Annotated in this window: 16 protein-coding genes; 9 read left to right on the top strand and 7 right to left on the bottom strand. The window is 70.3% G+C overall.

What is annotated here, in order from left to right; genetic code table 11:
* Positions 1-33 precede the first annotated feature (33 nt).
* Together ACTJLD_RS24070 and lpxK are read right to left on the bottom strand one after the other, a co-directional pair.
* Positions 34-228 carry a Trm112 family protein gene (locus ACTJLD_RS24070; RefSeq protein ID WP_006482216.1) on the bottom strand — a complete coding sequence of 65 codons (195 nt, stop codon included), beginning with the start codon at positions 226-228 and terminating at the stop codon, positions 34-36.
* Positions 209-1,237, bottom strand: a complete 1,029-nt coding sequence (lpxK, locus tag ACTJLD_RS24065; RefSeq protein ID WP_059623902.1) for a tetraacyldisaccharide 4'-kinase — start codon at positions 1,235-1,237, stop codon at positions 209-211. The genes ACTJLD_RS24070 and lpxK overlap by 20 nt, the downstream gene beginning before the upstream one ends.
* 449 nt (positions 1,238-1,686) lie before the next feature.
* Between lpxK and xseA the strand changes: the two genes are divergently transcribed.
* Complete coding sequence (xseA, locus tag ACTJLD_RS24060; protein ID WP_059688532.1) at positions 1,687-3,069, top strand: exodeoxyribonuclease VII large subunit; 1,383 nt, start codon at positions 1,687-1,689, stop codon at positions 3,067-3,069.
* Between the two features lie 214 nt (positions 3,070-3,283).
* Complete coding sequence (gene sodB / locus ACTJLD_RS24055) at positions 3,284-3,862, top strand: superoxide dismutase [Fe] (protein ID WP_011352986.1); 579 nt, start codon at positions 3,284-3,286, stop codon at positions 3,860-3,862.
* Positions 3,863-3,968: 106 nt separating this feature from the next.
* Here the strand turns inward: sodB and chrA are convergent, their stop codons facing one another.
* Together chrA and ACTJLD_RS24045 are read right to left on the bottom strand one after the other, a co-directional pair.
* Positions 3,969-5,180: a chromate efflux transporter gene (chrA, locus tag ACTJLD_RS24050; protein ID WP_091924542.1), complete on the bottom strand. Its 1,212-nt coding sequence runs from the start codon at positions 5,178-5,180 to the stop codon at positions 3,969-3,971.
* Between the two features lie 86 nt (positions 5,181-5,266).
* Positions 5,267-5,974, bottom strand: coding sequence for a Crp/Fnr family transcriptional regulator (locus tag ACTJLD_RS24045; protein WP_027789289.1), 708 nt, complete (start codon positions 5,972-5,974; stop codon positions 5,267-5,269).
* 81 nt (positions 5,975-6,055) lie between these two features.
* Between ACTJLD_RS24045 and ACTJLD_RS24040 the strand changes: the two genes are divergently transcribed.
* The 3 genes from ACTJLD_RS24040 (at position 6,056) to ACTJLD_RS24030 (ending at position 8,307) form a co-directional block, all read left to right on the top strand.
* Positions 6,056-6,580: an Mpo1 family 2-hydroxy fatty acid dioxygenase gene (locus ACTJLD_RS24040; RefSeq protein WP_059692590.1), complete on the top strand. Its 525-nt coding sequence runs from the start codon at positions 6,056-6,058 to the stop codon at positions 6,578-6,580.
* The gene (locus ACTJLD_RS24035) at positions 6,573-7,619 is read left to right on the top strand and encodes a 2-dehydropantoate 2-reductase (protein WP_440659788.1); all 1,047 of its coding nucleotides are present in this window, start codon (positions 6,573-6,575) and stop codon (positions 7,617-7,619) included. Before ACTJLD_RS24040 ends, ACTJLD_RS24035 begins: the two co-directional genes overlap by 8 nt.
* 100 nt (positions 7,620-7,719) lie before the next feature.
* Complete coding sequence (locus ACTJLD_RS24030; RefSeq protein WP_440659787.1) at positions 7,720-8,307, top strand: class I SAM-dependent methyltransferase; 588 nt, start codon at positions 7,720-7,722, stop codon at positions 8,305-8,307.
* Between the two features lie 19 nt (positions 8,308-8,326).
* Here the strand turns inward: ACTJLD_RS24030 and ACTJLD_RS24025 are convergent, their stop codons facing one another.
* Together ACTJLD_RS24025 and mdtD are read right to left on the bottom strand one after the other, a co-directional pair.
* Positions 8,327-9,601: an EAL domain-containing protein gene (locus tag ACTJLD_RS24025; RefSeq protein ID WP_027789293.1), complete on the bottom strand. Its 1,275-nt coding sequence runs from the start codon at positions 9,599-9,601 to the stop codon at positions 8,327-8,329.
* Positions 9,602-9,781: 180 nt separating this feature from the next.
* Complete coding sequence (gene mdtD, locus ACTJLD_RS24020) at positions 9,782-11,218, bottom strand: multidrug transporter subunit MdtD (protein ID WP_027789294.1); 1,437 nt, start codon at positions 11,216-11,218, stop codon at positions 9,782-9,784.
* A gap of 218 nt (positions 11,219-11,436) precedes the next feature.
* Here mdtD and ACTJLD_RS24015 point away from each other — a divergent pair, with 218 nt between their 5' ends.
* Positions 11,437-11,760, top strand: coding sequence for a DUF2917 domain-containing protein (locus tag ACTJLD_RS24015; RefSeq protein ID WP_021156384.1), 324 nt, complete (start codon positions 11,437-11,439; stop codon positions 11,758-11,760).
* 96 nt (positions 11,761-11,856) lie between these two features.
* Complete coding sequence (locus ACTJLD_RS24010) at positions 11,857-13,248, top strand: CoA transferase (RefSeq protein ID WP_440659786.1); 1,392 nt, start codon at positions 11,857-11,859, stop codon at positions 13,246-13,248.
* Positions 13,249-13,269: 21 nt separating this feature from the next.
* Here ACTJLD_RS24010 and ACTJLD_RS24005 read toward each other — a convergent pair whose 3' ends face one another.
* Positions 13,270-14,016, bottom strand: a complete 747-nt coding sequence (locus ACTJLD_RS24005; protein ID WP_027789297.1) for a GntR family transcriptional regulator — start codon at positions 14,014-14,016, stop codon at positions 13,270-13,272.
* 166 nt (positions 14,017-14,182) lie between these two features.
* Between ACTJLD_RS24005 and ACTJLD_RS24000 the strand changes: the two genes are divergently transcribed.
* Positions 14,183-15,028: an aldo/keto reductase gene (locus tag ACTJLD_RS24000; protein ID WP_440659785.1), complete on the top strand. Its 846-nt coding sequence runs from the start codon at positions 14,183-14,185 to the stop codon at positions 15,026-15,028.
* 60 nt (positions 15,029-15,088) lie between these two features.
* The coding region (locus ACTJLD_RS23995; protein ID WP_440659784.1) for a hypothetical protein at positions 15,089-15,931 on the top strand (843 nt) is incomplete at its 3' end.

Genomic DNA, 15,931 nt, shown 5'->3' with positions numbered 1-15,931 from the left:
GGACGGGCCGCGGCTAGGGCTGGCTCGGGCGGCTTAGCGGCCGGCCGGGTCGACCGGCGTGCCTTCGACGGTCTGGCGCGCTTCGTCGACCAGCATCACGGGGATGCCGTCGCGGATCGGGTAGGCGAGCTTGTCCGCGTTGCAGATCAGCTCCTGCGCGGCACGGTCATAGTGGAGCGGGCCTTTGCAGATAGGGCACACAATGATTTCAAGCAGGCGAGCGTCCACGGAGTTTCTCCACAACGAGGGCAATGAGGCGAGGGTCGAGCGCGGCTTCGACGGGGACGACCCACAGTCGAGCGTCGCGCCAGGAAGCGCCCAATTTTACTGCATCCTTCTCGGTGATCAGGATCGCGTCGACGGCGTCGTCGACGAACGGATTGTCGGCGAACGCATAGTGATCGGGCAGCGCGCGCGTCGCGGGCGCGAGACCGGCCGCGCGCAGCGTCGCGAAGAAGCGTTCCGGCGCGCCGATGCCGGCCGCGGCGAGGACGCGCTCGTTCGCGAATTGCGACAGCGGGCGGCGCAGCGCCGGCTGGTCGAGGTGCCACGCGGCACCCGGCGTGAGCGCGAGCGAATAGGTGTCGGGCCACGGCGGCAGCGCGCCGCTGTACGGATCGTTGACAAGCGTCGCGTCGCGGTGCCGCGACAGCGGCTCGCGCAACGGCCCGGCCGGCAGCAGGAAGCCGTTGCCGCCGAGCCGGTGGTCGAACACGACGAGTTCGACCGTGCGCGCGAGGCGGTAGTGCTGCAGGCCGTCGTCGCTGACGATCACGTCGACGTCCGGATGCGCGGCGCGCAGCGCCTGCGCGGCCGCGACGCGATCCGGGCAGACCCAGACGGGCGCACCGGTGCGGCGTGCGATCAGGAGCGGCTCGTCGCCGCCCGCGCCGGCGCGCGACGCGGCCGTGACGGCGGTGGGCGCCTTCACGTTCGCGCCGTAGCCGCGCGACACGATGCCGGGTGTGAAGCCGGCCGCCCGCAACGCGTCGACGAGCGCGATCACGGTCGGCGTCTTGCCGGTGCCGCCGACGGTCACGTTGCCGACCACGACGACGGGCACGCCGACGTCGACCGGCTTCTTCCAGCCCTGCGCGTAGGCGGTGCGCCGCAGCGCCGCGCACAGGCCGAACACGCACGCGAACGGCGTGAGTGCCCACGCGAGCGCGCCGCGGCGCTGCCATTCGCGCGTCAGGCGCGCTTCGAGCCGGGCGAGCGGGCCGTCGGGCGCGCTCATCGGGCCGGGCGCGGCAGGTCGTGCGCCGCGGCGTGGGACGGATTCGTCAAGGCGGATTCTCCGTTGGGCGGCGCATGCCGCGGGGTCTGCGGAAGGCGGCACTCTAGCGCGCCGCGGGCGGGCGCGGCAAGCCGACCGGCTGACGCAGCCCACGGGGCCGGATCGCGACGGCTTGTGGATAACTCTGTGAAGAACTCCCCGCTCGAATGAGTCAAACGCCCGCCGGGTGGGCCTCGAATCGGATGAGAATCGTTTCGAAAGTTTTAAAAATATATAAAAATCAATGTGTTATCGCAAATCGTCTGGATTTTTCCGCGGTTTTCAGGCGTTTCAAGCCGACGATTGCCAAAATGTGGACACCTTCCGCGCGTCACCGCGCCCGCACCCGGCGCTGGACGTCGCGCGCGTGTCGGACTATCGTGTCGCCGCCAGCATTCATCCGACCGTCCATGCCTTCCGACTCCCCATTTGCCGCGCCGGGCGCCACCCGCGGCGGCGACGAAGTGATACCCGTTTCGGCGCTCAATCGCGCGATTTCGACGATGCTCGAGCGCTCGTTTCCGCTGCTGTGGATTTCGGGCGAAGTGTCGAATTTCACGCGCGCCGCGAGCGGCCACTGGTATTTCTCGATCAAGGACCAGCAGGCGCAGATGCGCTGCGTGATGTTCCGCGGCCGCGCACAATACGCGGAATTCACGCCGCGCGAAGGCGACCGGATCGAGGTACGCGCGGTCGTGACGATGTACGAGCCGCGCGGCGAAGTGCAGCTCAACGTCGAGGCCGTGCGGCGCACGGGCCAGGGGCGTCTGTACGAGGCATTCCTGCGGCTGAAGGCGCAGCTCGAGGGCGAGGGGCTCTTCGCCCCCGAGCGCAAGCGGCCGCTGCCGGCCCACCCGCGCGCGATCGGCATCGTCACGTCGCTGCAGGCCGCCGCGCTGCGCGACGTGCTGACCACGCTCGCGCGCCGCGCGCCGCACATTCCGGTGATCGTCTATCCGGCGCCCGTGCAGGGCGCGGGCTCGGCGGAAAAGCTCGTCGCGGCCGTCGAGACCGCGAATGCGCGCCGCGAGGTCGACGTGCTGCTGGTCTGTCGCGGCGGCGGCTCGATCGAGGATCTATGGTCGTTCAACGACGAGGCGCTGGCGCGCGCGATCGCGGCGAGCGAACTGCCGGTCGTGAGCGGCGTCGGGCACGAGACCGATTTCACGATCGCGGACTTCGCGGCCGACCTGCGCGCGCCGACGCCCACCGGCGCCGCCGAGCTCGCGAGCCCGCAGCGCGCACTGCTGCTGCGCGAGGTCGGCGAGCGCCAGCGTGCGCTCGCACGCGGCATGGAACGCCGGCTGGAACAGCGCGCGCAGCAGCTCGACTGGCTCGCGCGCCGGCTGGTGAGCCCGGCCGAGCGGCTGCAGCGGCAGCGCACGCATGTCGAGCAGCTCGCCGTGCGGCTGGCGTCGGCGGCGTCGCGGCCGGTGCGCGACGCGCGCGCGCGGTTCGCGCTCGCGCAGTTGCGCTGGCAGCGCGCGCGCCCCGATCCGTCGCAGGCGCGCCAGGCACTCGCGGGGCTGTCGCAGCGTCTTGCGCTTGCATTGCAGCGCCGTCACGAACGCGACACGGCTCGCGTGTCGGCCTGTGCGGCAAGGCTCGAGGTGTTGAGCCCGCAGCGCACGCTCGAGCGCGGTTATGCGGCGCTGATCGATGCGCAGACGGGCCGCGCGGTGCGCACGCCGAACGCATTGAAGCCGCAGCGCCGCCTGACCGTGCATCTCGCCGAAGGCTCGGCCGACGTGTCGCTCGCCGACGTGCAGCCGCGCCTCGCCGATACGATCTGACGTGAGCGGCGCACGCGCCGCGACCGGGCAAAACGCGCGGGAACGGCGGTTGCGCGGTATCGGCTCGTCCCTGTGGACGATGCGCGAACATCGCTTTTCCGCATACCGCGGATAAATGGCCCGTGAGTTTGCGGGGTTATTCGGTCTCGCCTACAATCGGACGCTCGGCAGCATTCAACACAAGCCCCCCTACATACTCAACGAAGGAATCGCCATGGCTCATACGCTCCCGCCGCTCCCGTACGCTGAAGACGCACTCGCGCCGACCATCTCGCTCGAGACGATCCAGTACCACTACGGCAAGCACCATCAGGCTTATGTGACGAACCTGAACAATCTGATCCCGGGCACGGAATTCGAAAACCTGTCGCTGGAAGAGATCGTGAAGAAGTCGTCGGGTGGCATCTTCAACAACGCCGCGCAAATCTGGAACCACACGTTCTTCTGGAACAGCCTGTCGCCGAACGGCGGCGGCGCACCGACGGGCGCGCTGGGCGACGCGATCAACGCGAAGTGGGGTTCGTACGACGCATTCAAGGAAGCGTTCACGAAGGCCGCGGTCGGCACGTTCGGTTCGGGCTGGGCATGGCTCGTGAAGAAGGCTGACGGTTCGCTCGACATCGTGTCGACGAGCAACGCAGCAACTCCGCTGACGACGGCCGACAAGGCACTGCTGACGATCGACGTGTGGGAACACGCGTACTACATCGACTACCGCAACGCACGTCCGAAGTTCGTCGAAGCGTTCTGGAACATCGTGAACTGGGACTTCGCAGCGAAGAACTTCGCGTAAGGTCCGGCACCTGCGCGCCGCCACGGCGCGCGGTACCCAGCAGAAAAGCCCTCGTTTCGAGGGCTTTTTTGTTTTTGCCGCGGCGGAACGTGCTCCGCGTGCCCAATCAGGCGAGGAGGCCGAGCCCCCAGCCGAGCGCCGCGCTCGCGATCACGACGGCCCATGGCGGCACGCGCCAGAACACCAGCGCGACGAATGCGACGAGCGCCGCGGCCAGGTCGCGCGGCGCCATGATCGTGTCGGTCCAGACCGGGTGATAGAGCGCCGCGAGCAGCAGCCCGACGACGGCCGCGTTCACGCCCGCGAGCGCGGCCTGCATCCGCGTGCTGCGGCGCAGGCGCTCCCAGAACGGCGCGGTGCCGGCCACCAGCAGGAACGACGGCGCGAAGATCGACACCAGCGCGATCGTGCCGCCGAGCCAGCCGGTCGGCGCCTGGCGCAGCGACGCGCCGAGGAAGGCCGAGAACGTGAACAGCGGCCCCGGCACGGCCTGCGCGACGCCATAACCGGCCAGGAACGCCGCATCGCCGACCCAGCCGGGCGCGACCACGGCCGCCTGCAGCAGCGGCAGCACCACGTGGCCGCCGCCGAACACGAGCGCGCCCGTACGGAAGAACGCATCGACGACGGCAAGCGTATCGGAGCGCAGCGCGCGGGCCGCGAACGGCAGTACGACGAGGAGTGCGGCGAACAGCGCGAGCCACAGCGCGCCCGCGCGCGGCGACACATGCAGCGGCAACGGATCGTGGGTGCCGCGCGCCGGCTGCGGCAGCAGCACGAGGCCGGCCAATCCGGCCGCGACGATCACGGCAACCTGCGTCCATGCGGCCGGCGCGAGCAGCGCGACGCTGGCGGCCGCGGCCATCAGCGTGACGCGGCGCGCATCCGGGCACAGCGTGCGTGCCATGCCCCACACGGCCTGCGCGATCACGGCGACCGACACGATGCGCAACCCGTGCAATGCACCGGCTTCGATCGGCGCGCCCGTCGCGTGCACGCCGAGCGCGAACAGCATCATCAGCAGCGCCGACGGCAGCGTGAAGCCGAGCCACGCGGCGAACATCCCCGCGTAGCCTGCGCGCGCGAGGCCGATCGCCATCCCGACCTGGCTGCTCGCAGGGCCCGGCAGGAACTGGCACAGCCCGACGAGATCCGCGTAGGTGCGCTCGGTGAGCCAGGCGCGCCGCGTGACGAACTCGGTGCGGAAGTAGCCGAGATGCGCGACCGGGCCGCCGAACGACGTAAGGCCGAGCCGCAGGAATGCGATGAACACCGGCCACGGATGGCGGGAGGGAGCGGAGGCGGTCGATGTGCTCAAGGCGCGGCGGATGGATGAACGGACGAGCCGCCACGATAGCGCAACGCGGCGACGGCGGGGTGGCCGCGTGACGGCGCTGCCGCGGCTCAGCGCATGCCGTCGGGCAGCCCGCTCGCGCGCCGCAGCGCGTCGACGTCGACGAGCTCGATTTCACCGACGTGCAGCCGCACGACACCGTCGGCCTGCAGCGCCTTCAGCAACTGGTTGGTGGTCTGTCGCGTCAGCGACAGCATCGCCGCGAGCTTTTCCTGCGACAGCCGGATGCGGGTGCGGCCGGCGCTGATCCCGCCGTAGCCGTCGGCGATCATCAGCAGGCGGGCGGCGAGCCGCTGCGCGGCCGGCATCACGCTCATCGACTCGACGGTCAGGAAGCTCAGGCGCAGCTTCTGCGCCATCAGCAGCGCGAATTGCCGCCAGTATTGCGGCGTCGCGTCGAGGATCGCGAGCAGCGCGGCCTGCGGGACGTGCAGCAGCAGCGCGTCGTCGAGCGCGATCGCGTCGTGCGTGCGCGGCTGGCCGTCGAACAGCGCGATTTCGCCGAACCACGTGACGGGCTCGGCGACCGTCAGCAGCGCCTCCTTGCCCTGCGGGTCGACCGCACCTATCGTGAGTGAACCGGCCAGTACCGCGTACAGCCCGCACGGCGGGTCGCCGCGCCGGAACAGCGCATGGCCGGCCGGCAGCCGGCGCAGCGCCGCGCGGGCGAGCAGGTCCGCGCGCAACGCGGGCGGCAGCGCGGCGAACCACGGGTTCGCTTCGATCTGCGGCAGGTACGGGGCGAGCGAAGAGGGCATGGGCACGCGATGTCGGGTAGCTGACAGAGGTTCTCGGGCGTGACGCGCATCATAGCGCTCAACCACCGACCAGGAGACGCGATGAAGACGCTCGAAGACCATCTTTCCCAATATGCGGCCTACCACCGCGACGCGCGCAACATCGCGACGCATCTGGTCGGGATCCCGATGATCGTATTCGCGGTCGAGGTGCTGCTGTCGCGGCCGGCGCTCGGGATGCCGGCCGGGGTCGCGCTGTCGCCGGCGCTGCTGCTCGCCGTCGCGTTCGCGGTGTTCTACCTGCGGCTCGACCTGCGGTTCGGGATCGTGATGACCGCGCTGTTCGCGCTGGGCCTGTGGGCCGCGCAGGCGCTCGCGTTGCTGCCGACCGCGCAATGGCTCGCGATCGGCATCGGCGCGTTCGTCGTCGGCTGGATCGTCCAGTTCGTCGGGCACTGGTTCGAAGGGCGCAAGCCCGCCTTCGTCGACGATCTGGTCGGCCTGATGGTCGGGCCGCTGTTCGTCGTCGCCGAGGTCGCGTTCTTCGCGGGACTGCGCGGCGAAGTGCGCCGCGAAGTCGAGCGGCGGGCCGGCCCCGTGCACGGCGGCGCGCATTCGCATGTCTGACGCACCGGTCTGCGTATTCGGCGCGGGCGCCGTCGGCTGCTATCTCGGCGGACGGCTCGCGGCGGCCGGCGCGAATGTGACGCTCGTCGGGCGCGCACGGATCGGCGATGCGATTCGTCGGCGCGGGCTGACGCTGACCGACCGGCGCGGCTATCGTGCGACGCTCGCCCCGGCCGATGTCGTGTTCACGACCGATCCGGCGGCTGCGGCGGCCGCGCGGCTCGTGCTCGTGGCGGTGAAATCGGCCGCGACGCGTGAGGCCGCGGCGCAACTTGCCGGCGTGCTGCGGCCCGGCACGGTCGTGATCAGCTTCCAGAACGGCCTGCACAATGCCGACGTGCTGCGCGAGGCGCTGCCGCAAGCAATCGTGCTGGCCGGCATGGTGCCGTTCAACGTGATCGAGCGCGAGCCCGGCGCGTTTCACCAGGGCTCGGCCGGCGCGCTTGCGGCCGACGCGTCTCCCGCGCTGCAGCCGTTTGCCGACGCATTCGCGCGCGCCGGGCTGCCGCTCGCGCTGCATCGCGACATGTGGGCCGTGCAGTGGGCGAAGCTGCTGCTCAACCTGAACAACGCGGTCAATGCACTCGCGAACCTGCCGCTGCGCGACGAACTCGCGCAACATGCGTACCGGCGCTGCGTCGCGCTCGCGCAGCGCGAAGCGCTGCATTGCCTGGCGCTGGCCGCGATCCGGCCTGCGCGGTTGACGCCGTTGCCGGCCGCGTGGATCCCGGCCGTGCTCGACTTGCCCGATTTCGCGTTCCGCGTGCTCGGCGGCCGGATGCTCGCGATCGACCCGCTCGCGCGTTCGTCGATGTCCGACGATCTCGCGGCGCAGCGTGCGACGGAAGTCGAGTGGATCAACGGCGAGGTCGTGCGGCTGGCCGCGCGCGTCGGCGCGCAGGCGCCCGTCAATGCGCGACTGTGCGCGCTCGTGCATGACGCGGAACGTGCGGCGGCGCGCCCGGCCTGGCGCGCCGCCGCGCTGTGGGCCGAGTTGACCGCGCAGGCGGTGCGCGCGGGCGACGTGCGGGCCGCGTAGGGGCCGCGCAAGCCGACGCGCGGGGCGTGGGGGGCCGCACGGCAGGTGCTGCGGCCAAGATGCGGGGTGCGTCATACGACGCTTATGCGGAGCTGTCACCATGGTGGATCGCCCGACTCTCGATGCCTACGACGCCCATGCCGCGCAATACGCGCAGGACTGGCTCGACCAGGCCGCGCCAGACGACATGTACGCGCTGCTGGAGCAGCATTTCTCGCCGGGGCCGACCGCGGACGTCGGCTGCGGAGCCGGGCGCGATACGGCCTGGCTCGCGTCGCGCGGCTACGACGCGAGCGTCGCACTGCTCGACGAGGCGCGGCGCCGCCATCCGGACCTCACCTTCGAGCTGGCCGCACTGCCGGCGCTGGCCGGCGTGCCGTCCGGCGCGTTTCGCAACGTGCTGTGCGAAACGGTCGTGATGCATCTCGAACAGGCGGACGCGGCGGCCGCCGCCGCGCGGCTGGCCGAGCTCCTGATGCCGGGCGGCACGTTGTACATGAGCTGGCGGGTGGCCGGCAACGGCGCGTTGCGCGACGAGCGCGGCCGCCTTTACACGCCGCTCGATTCGGCGCGGATGCGGGCGGCGCTCGGCGCGGGCACGCAGGTGATCGACGAGCACGAGGTCGTCAGCGCATCGTCCGGCAAGCGCGTGCACCGGCTGATCGCGCGCAAGGCCGCCGCCGCGTGAGCGCGGCGCGGCGGTGCGCTCATTCGCGGTTGAGTGCCGCTTCCCAGTTGATGTCGACGCACAGCACCTGCATGCCGGTCGCGACTGGCGCGGCGATCGACGCGGTCACGCACAGGTGCGCCTCGTTGATCGACAGGTAGGGGGACGTCAGGTGCACGTGGCCCGGCGCGCGCATCGCGTCGATGAAGTACGGGCGCCGTTCCCAGCTCGCGCCTTCCGAGTGCAGCAGCGGCCGGAAGCGCTTGGCGCGCTGCGATACGCTGCCGCGTGCGAGCACGTTGTCGCCGATCTGGCGCCCCGATGCGTCGAGCAGGAAACACCGGGCGGTCTCGGGCAGCCCGAGTACGACGGCCGCCGCATCGGTGAGCGGCTCGCCCGCGCCGAGCTTCCGGCTCGCTTCCTCGAGCGCCGCGACGTACGGTGCGAGCCGTTCCGCCTGCGTGCGCTCGCGTTGCGCGACGCGCAGCCGCAATGCGGCCGACAGCGTATCCATGCAGCCCGCGGCGGCCTGCGGTTGCACCGGTTCGACGCTCGGCCCCGCGAAATACTGGCCCTGCACGAAATCGACGTCGCACTCGAGTGCGATCAGCGCGTCGCGTTCGGTCGCGAGCCCGCCCATCAGCACGAGCTGGCCGGATTCGTGCAGCAGCGACACGAGCCCCGGCAGCACGCGTTCGAGATGCGAGTGCTCGCTTGCCTGCGCGAGGATGCCGCGATCGAGCGTGACGATGTCGGGATGCAGGTGCCACACGCGGTCGATGTTCGAATGCTTCGCGCCGAACCCGACCAGCGCGATCAGGAAGCCGGCCTTGCGCAGCCCGTCGACGATCGCCGCGTAGCGCGGCGTTTCGCCGCCCGCCTGCTCGGGCACTTCGAGCACCACGCGATGCGGCGGCAGCCCGAGCGCCTTCAGGTTCGCGAGCAGGGCGTCGCTGTAGACGGTGTCCATCAGCGCGGCCGGATGCAGGCTCAGGAAGAGCCATTCGTCATGACTGTCGAACGCGTGGAAGTTGCCGAGATGCAGCGATTCGGCGAGCCGGCCGAGCTCGAGCAGGTCGCCGCGCCGCGCCGCCTGCGTGAACACCTCGTGTGACGCCACCTGGCGGCTGTCCTCGTCGTGCGCACGCAGCGACGCGTGATAGCCGATCGCGCGGCGGTGCGACACCGAGAAAACGGGCTGGAACACGCTGAACACGGTGTAGCCGCCGTACAGCACGGTGCGCCGGTTCCCGTCGTCGCCGGCGACGGGGCGGGGCGGCTGAAAGCCGGGGGGATCGATTTCGATCATGCTCATGATGTCGGCCGAAGGAAGACTGCCAGTTTACCTAGAGAATAGGCGAGCAAGAAGCGTGCACGGCATCGTACCCCGTGCGGCGGCGCGTCGCGGCCGGGCCGTCGGTCATCGCCGGCGCATCGAACGGCCCGCGCTGCACCGCAATGGTGCGCGCCGACCCGGTTCGGCGCGCGCCGCGCGTCACGCGCGCTCGGACGGGTCGGTCTTGCGCGCGGTGCTGCGGATCTCGGGCGCGAGCTGCGCAAAAATCCACGCGGAAGCGGCCGTGATGATCCCGACGCAGATGAACGTCGCATGGAACGCCGGCAGCGTGTTGCTCGGCGTCACGGTGCGCAGCATGCCCGTGAACGTCGCGAGCAGCGCCCCCGCGACCGTGACGCCGAGGCTCATCGACAGCATCTGCACGAGCGAGAACAGGCTGTTGCCGCTGCTCGCGCCGCCCGTGCCGAGATCCTTGAGCGTCAGCGTGTTCATCGCGGTGAACTGCATCGAGTTGAAGCCGCCGAACAGCGCGAGATGCACGACCTTCACCCAGACCGGCACCGTGTCGCGCATCAGCGCGAAGCTCGCCATCATCACGCCGACCATGATCGTGTTCACGAGCAGCACCTTGCGATAGCCGTAGCGCGTGATCAGGCGCGTGATGATCCGCTTCGAGAACATCCCGGCCGCCGCCACCGGCAGCATCATCAGCCCGGCCTCGAACGCCGAGTAGCCGAGGCTCACCTGCAGCAGCAGCGGGATCAGGTACGGCATCGCGCCGCTGCCGATCCGCGCGAACAGGTTGCCGAGCAGCCCGACGCTGAACGTGTGGATCCTGAACAGCTCGAGCGAGAAGATCGGCTGCGGCGCGCGCACCGCATACAGGCCATATGCGACGAAGCACGCAAGGCTCAGGATCAGCAGCACGAGCACGGCCGCGTGCTGCATGCCGAGATCGGCGAGCCCGTCGAGCGACAGCGAGATCGCGACCATGCCGATCGTCAGCAGCAGATAGCCCTTCAGGTCGAAGCGGCCGACGGCCGGGTTGCGCGAATCGGGCATCGAATAGAAGGTCGCGATGCAGCCCGCGACGCCGACCGGCACGTTGATCAGGAAGATCCAGTGCCACGACGCGATCTTCACGAGCCAGCCGCCGAGCGTCGGCCCGATCAGCGGGCCGATCAGGCCGGGAATCGCGACGAACGACAGCGCGGACAGGTAGCGTTCGGCCGGGAACGTGCGCAGCACCGCGAGTCGCCCGACCGGCAGCAGCATCGCGCCGCCGACCCCCTGTACGACGCGGAACGCGACGAGTTGCTGCAGCGTATGCGCGTTCGCGCACAGCAGCGAGCCGAGCGAGAACACCAGGATCGCGCTGAAGAACACGCGCCGCGTGCCGAAGGTATCGGCGAGCCAGCCCGACACGGGGATCATCACCGCCATCGTCAGCGAGTACGCGATCACGACCGACTGCATGCGCAGCGGCGATTCGCCGAGGCTCGCGGCCATCGACGGCAGCGCCGTGTTGACGATCGTCGAGTCGAGCGTCTGCATGAAGAAGCCCGTTGCGACGAGCCAGAGCATCAGGGTGAGGTTCTTTTCGCCGGGAGCGGCGGCAGGCGGGCGCTGGAACATGGGGGCGGGGCGGTGGTGCGGGACAGCCGACATTGTAGGGAAAGCCGTCGCGCCGTGCAGGTTCGGCGCAAGGGCGGTGCGAAGTCCGGCCTGCGGGTGCCTGTCCTCGTCGAGTGACCGGTACAGTTCAGCCGAAAGGGTCTGCCGCCGTATCTGTCCGTGTGCTGCCGCTGTCCGAAATACTGGTGCCATCGGACCCGTGCGACCAGGAGGCTGCCATGCGCGAACTGCGACTTTACGTGATCGAAGGCGACGAGCCGGCCGGTCGGTGGCGGATCGTCGATCGCACCGCACTGGAGGTGGCCGACGGCGAGGTCTGGGTAACGATCGAGGGCCGGATCGACGATCACTGGCTCGGCGCCGGCGATTCGCTGACGCTCACGCCCGGCATGCGCGTCTGGGTCAGCGCGGGGGCGCACGGCGCGACGTTCGCATTCGGTCCGCTCGACGCGCCCGCCGTGCGCGCCGCGCAGGCGTGGTGGCGGCCGCTCGTCGCATGGCGCGACGGCCGGCGTCACGCGCCGGCATCGTTGCCGACGTAGCCTCCCGGCGCTGGCGGACCGGCTTTCGTCCAGGATTGCTCGCGACGGTCGCGAATTCTAGACTCGATCCTGTCTCCCCCCACGGCCCGTCCCCCCATGACACCCGAACTCGCGTTGACGCATCTGTGGCGGCTCGCACGCGGCGACCCCGACGCGCCGGCACGCGCGACCGTGACGGGGCAGGACCCGACGCTGCCGTCGACCTTCCGGGTCGGCACGCTGGCCGCGGCGACGATCGCGGCAGCCGGGCTCGCGGCGGCCGAATGCCATCGGCTTCGCACGGGCGTTGCGCAAACCGTCGACGTATCGGTGCGCGACGCGCTCGTCGCGTTCCGCAGCGAACGCTATCTGCGCGTGGACGACGGCCCGCCGCCGGAGTTGCGTCATCCGGTGACGGGCTTCTACGAGACGCGCGACGGGCGCTGGATCCAGTTGCACGCAAACTTTCCGCATCACCTGCGGGGGATGCTCGGCGTGCTCGGCTGCGGCGCGCAGCGGGACGACGTCGCCGCGGCGATCCGCACGCGGGACGGCGCAGCACTCGACACCGCGCTGGCCGAGGCCGGGCTGTGCGCCGCATTGATCAGAACGCCTGACGAGTGGGCGGCACACGAGCAGGCGCGTGCGATCGCCTCGCTGCCGCTGTTCGAGATCGAGCGGATCGGCGATGCCCCCGTCGAGCCGATCGGCGGGGGCGACGCCGGCCAGCCGCTTGCCGGTGTGCGCGTGCTCGATCTCACGCGGATCATCGCGGGGCCGGTCGCGGGCCGCACGCTGGCGTCGCACGGCGCGCAGACACTGCTTGTCAACGGCCCGCACCTGCCGAACATCGCGCCGCTCGTGATCGACAACGGGCGTGGCAAGCGTTCGACGTGGATCGACCTGCGCGACGACGCGGGCGTCGATACGCTGCACGCGCTCGCACGCGATGCGGATGTGTTCCTGCAGTCGTACCGGCCCGGCGCGCTCGCGGCGCGCGGCTTCGGACCGCTCGCGCTGGCGGCGCGGCGGCCCGGCATCGTGTGCGTGTCGATATCGGCATACGGGCATGCGGGGCCGTGGGCGCAGCGGCGCGGCTTCGACAGTCTCGTGCAGTCGGCGAGCGGGATCGCGTGGCAGGAACAGCAGGCCGCGCACGCGAACGCGCCGCGCCACCTGCCGTGCCAGGCGCTCGATCATGCAACGGGTTATCTCGCGGCGTTCGGCGCGATGATCGCGCTCGCGCGCAGGGCACGCGAAGGGGGAAGCTGGCACGTGCGACTGTCGCTCGCGCAGACGGGCCGCTGGCTGCAGTCGTTCGGTATCGTGCCGGACGGCCTGCAGGCACCCGATTTCGCGCGCGCCGACGTAAGCGACCGGATCGAGCGCATCGCGTCGCCGTTCGGCATGCTCGACGCGGTGCGGCCCGCCGAGCGGTTATCGGTGACACCGCCGTCGCTTGCGCGCCCGTCCGTGCCGCCCGGCACCGACGATGCGCGCTGGCTGTAAGCGCCGGCGGCGCGGCTCGCGTTACTTGCGCAGTTCGACGACGAAGTCGTAGTAGTCGTTGCGGCAGTAGGTATCGGTCAGTTCGATCGCGCGCTGGTCCGACGTATAGCCGATTCGTGTGATCAGCAGCAGCGCGTCGTGCGGTGCGATGCCCATCTGCTCGGCGATCTCGTCGGTCGCGTTGACCGCGCGGAAATGCTGCAGCGCGCGCACGATCGGCGTGCCGCGCGCTTCGAGATAGCTGTACAGCGAATCGCCGATTGCCTGCGGATCGGGGATCAGCGTCGCGGGAAACGTCGAATTCTCGACGGCCATCACGATGCCGTCGGCGAGGCGCAGGCGTTTCAGGCGTGTGACCGATGCGGCCGGCGACAGCCCGAGCTGGATCACTTCGTCGCGATTCGCCGGCTGGATCTCGCGTGCGAGCCATTGCGAGCTCGGCTTGAAGCCGCGCCGTTCGAGCATTTCGCTGAAGCTCGACAGCCGCGACAGCGGATCCTCGTAGCGCGGCTGGATGAAATTGCCGGCGCCCTGCGTGCGGCGAATCAGGCCTTGCTCGACGAGCAGCGCGATCGCCTTGCGCGCGGTGATGCGCGATACGCCGAGTGCATCGGACAGCACGCGCTCGGAGGGCAATGCCTCACCGGCTGTCCAGCGGTTGTCGTGGATCGCGTCGCCGAGCTTGCGGGCGAGCTGCAGGTAGAGCGGCGTGTCGTTGTCGGGGTCGGGGCGCAGGTCCTGCCAGCGGTCGTCCGTGGATGCCTTCATGGAGTGGGTATCGATCAGGTTGCGGCCATTCTAAGTCATCGCGTGGCGCCGTTATAGCCGGTTTTTGCCGTGCAATAGGTGAATTGCGCGCCGATTGACTACACTGATGCGTCGTATTCCATGCCTGGGTCGCGGCGCGCGGCCATGAATCCGCAACGAGGAGCGCATGACAGACACGATCGCCACGGTCGTCCTGCCGGACGGCGAGACGATTCCGAAGCTTGGCCTGGGCACGTGGGAGATGGGCGAGCGGCCTGCCCGGCGCGCGGACGAGATCGCCGCGCTGCGCGAAGGCGTCGCGCTCGGAATGACGCTGGTCGACACGGCCGAGATGTACGGCGACGGCGCGACCGAGGAACTGGTCGGCGAGGCGCTCGCGGGCCTGCGCGACGACGTGTTCCTCGTCAGCAAGGTCTATCCGCACCATGCGAGCCGGCGCGGCGTCGTTGCCGCGTGCGATGCGAGCCTCAAGCGCCTGCGTACCGATCGCCTCGACCTGTATCTGCTGCACTGGCGCGGCTCGGTGCCGCTCGATGAAACGGTCGAAGGCTTCGAAGCGCTGCAGCGCGCGGGCAAGATCCGTCACTGGGGTGTCAGCAACTTCGATACGGCCGACATGGCCGAGCTCGTCGATGAAGCCGGCGGCGGCGCGTGCGCGACCAACCAGATCCTCTACAACATCGCGCGGCGCGGCCCGGAATTCGACCTGCTGCCATGGCTTGCCGGGCACGGGATGCCGGCGATGGCCTACAGCCCGGTCGATCATGGACGGCTGCCGAAGCGCTCGCCGCTCGACGAGATCGCACGGCAGCGCGGGGTGTCGGTGATGCGCGTCGCGCTCGCGTGGGTGCTCGCGCAGCCGGGGGTTTTCGCGATCCCGAAGGCGTCGCGCATCGAACACGTGCGCGACAACCGGGCCGCGCTCGATTTCGTGTTCAGCGATGACGAGCGCGCGCAGCTTGACGCGTACTTCCGTCCGCCACGCAGCAAGCGCGTGCTCGAGATGCTCTGACGACGCCCGGCCGGGCAACGCGGCAGGTCAGTGGTTGCCTCCGGAGGATCCGCCGTTGCCGTGACCGCCGCCATTGCCGTTTCCGCTGCCATGGCCATTGCCGACACCGTTGGCCCCGCCATTGCCAGCGCCGCCGCTGCCGTTTCCATTGCCGTTGCCACCGCCATTGCCGTGGCCACCGTTGCCACCGTCGCCATGGCCACCGCCGTTGCCGTGACCGCCGCCATCGCCGTTGCCATGGCCGCCACCATTGCCGTGACCACCACCATCGCCGTTGCCGTGGCCACCGCCGTTACCGTGACCGCCGCCATCGCCGTTGCCATGGCCACCACCATTGCCGTTGCCGTGACCGCCGCCATCGCCGTTGCCATGGCCGTTGCCATGGCCGCCACCGTTGCCGTGACCACCACCATCGCCGTTGCCGTGGCCACCGCCGTTACCGTGGCCACCACCATCGCCGTTGCCGTGGCCACCGCCGTTACCGTGACCGCCACCATTGCCGTTGCCGTGACCACCACCATCGCCGTTACCGTGACCGCCGCCGTCACCGCTGCCATGGCCACCGCCGTTGCCGTGGCCGCCCCCATCGCCGTGACCACCGCCGTCGCCATTGCCGTGACCACCGCCATCGCCGTGGCCGCCACCATTGCCGTGACCGCCGCCGCCGGAAGAACCGCCGCCGGAAGAACCGCCGCCGGAAGAGCCACCACCGGAAGAGCCACCACCGGAAGACCCACCGCCGGAAGAGCCACCGCCGGAAGACCCACCGCCGGAAGAGCCACCGCCGGAAGACCCACCGCCGGAAGAGCCACCGCCGGAAGACCCACCGCCGGAAGACCCACCGCCGGAAGAGCCACCGCCGGAAGACCCACCACCGGAAGACCCACCACCGGAAGACCCACC

It is taken from the genome of Burkholderia sp. 22088 (assembly GCF_052045915.1).
GTDB lineage: Bacteria > Pseudomonadota > Gammaproteobacteria > Burkholderiales > Burkholderiaceae > Burkholderia > Burkholderia cepacia.
This window is presented reverse-complemented; position numbering and strand designations above follow the sequence as displayed.